A 1,740-nucleotide genomic window follows, 5' to 3' on the forward strand; every position below is an offset into this window, starting at 1 on the left:
GGAACCCCCGCACAGACTTCACCGCCTTCTCCTCGACACAGCAGGCCCATGCAAAGCTGGCGCTGGATGCCTGGGCGGCCAATAACGGCATCGCCTTCGTGGAAGTGCCGGAAAGCGCCGGCGGACAGATCCGCTTCGCCCTGTTCGATTTCAACGCCGACGGCATCGATTTCAGCGGCTTCGCCTACTACCCCAGCTTCGTCACCATCCGCCAGAGCGGCATGCCGGAGCGTACCGAGAACAGCTACAACGGCCTCGGCGGCGACGTTTTCATGGATGTGGTCGGCTTCGGTGGCGACAGCAGCATGGCACCGGGCGAGCGCGGCTTTTCCCTGTTGCTGCACGAGATCGGCCATGCGCTGGGCTTCAACCACCCGTTCGAGGGCGACAACAAGATTGAGGATAGCGCAGCTGTCGGTACCCAGACCCTGCTATCCTATCTGCGGTCGCGCAGCGCCACGGAGATCGGACCGGCTGACCGGGAAGCCATGCAATATTATTACGGCACGGCACGCTACGCGACGGAATGGGATTCCACGACACTGACCCTGCGCCAGACCGGCACCAGCACCGGCGAGTGGATTCTGGGCACGGAATTAGGCGATGTGATCTACGGTCAGCATGGCGGCGATACGCTGATGGGCGGCCTCGGCAATGACGAGCTGCGCGGCGGCAAGGGCCGCGATTCCATCATGGGCGGGGACGGCAACGACACAATTTATTCCGGCCTCGGCTTCGACACGCTGACCGGCGGGGCCGGCGACGATGTGTTCATTGTACGCGGCTACGATTCGCGTTTTCCCAACGCCGACCTTGAGCCGACCATCACCGATTTCGGCAATGGCAATGACCGGATCGGCATCGAAGGGGTTACAGACGGTCAGATCGCCGGAATCCTCGCCACGCAGCAGAGCCTGTCCGGGCAGGTCGGCGTAACGATCAACGTGACGGGCACGAAAACGGCGACCATCAACGTGCTGGGCGTCTCAAGGCTGGACAGCAGCGACGTGTTTGCGGCGACAGACCTGATCGCCTGACAGCCTATTTGCGGGCGATGACGCCGTCGAGCAGAGGTCCGAGCGCGCCCAGCTTGCGGCGGCTGGCCTGCAGATCGACCGCGTTGCGGTCAGCCAGAATCCAGGGCAGCGGCCTGTTATCCAGCTTCACATCGGCGAACATCTCGGCCTGCGTCAGCCTTCCGTCGCCATTCAGATCGTAATTGGAAAACAGGGTCGGCAGCCCCGCCGAATCGACCAGCATCAGCCCCATGACGATGGAGCCCTGCTGGCGCGGCGGCAGGCTCTTGCCCTTGGTCAGCACCCATTGCTCGGTCAGCCGGCGGACACGCTGTATTTCGCCAAGCTCCAGCACGCCGTCGCGGTTGGCGTCGGCAAAGGCCCAGCCGGCATCGATGCAGCGCTGCGCCGGCTTGATCTCGCAGACCGACCGGTTGGTCTCGATCAGCCGGTCCAGCGCCGGCACGTCTGCCAGAACGGCGGCTGGCAGCAGCAGGGCAGCGGCGAAGGTGAAGCGCGAAAGAGTTTTCATGTCACACAGATAAGCCGAACTTCGCGGCAAGACGAAGGCAAAACGCCTCATATTCCCTCTCCCCTTGCGGGAGAGGGACGCGGAGGCTTAGTCGCGAAGCGAATTAGCCGCAGCTGGGTGAGGGGTAATGCCAAGGACAGTGCCGCGCCGGGCGCAGCCCAGACCAAAGGCGCCCACCAAAAAACCCCCCCG

Annotated in this window: 1 protein-coding gene and 1 pseudogene; one reads left to right on the top strand and one right to left on the bottom strand. The window is 63.7% G+C overall.

Annotation, left to right across the window (positions count from 1 at the left end):
* Positions 1-1,037 (top strand): annotated as a pseudogene (locus tag MK313_RS12690) (hypothetical protein); the annotation flags it as partial.
* Between the two features lie 4 nt (positions 1,038-1,041).
* On the opposite strand, the gene MK313_RS12695 reads toward MK313_RS12690, so the two are convergent.
* The gene (locus MK313_RS12695) at positions 1,042-1,548 is read right to left on the bottom strand and encodes a hypothetical protein (RefSeq protein ID WP_287781922.1); all 507 of its coding nucleotides are present in this window, start codon (positions 1,546-1,548) and stop codon (positions 1,042-1,044) included.
* Positions 1,549-1,740 lie beyond the last annotated feature (192 nt).

The organism is Oceanibaculum sp. (genome assembly GCF_022449305.1).
Taxonomy (GTDB): domain Bacteria; phylum Pseudomonadota; class Alphaproteobacteria; order Oceanibaculales; family Oceanibaculaceae; genus Oceanibaculum; species Oceanibaculum indicum.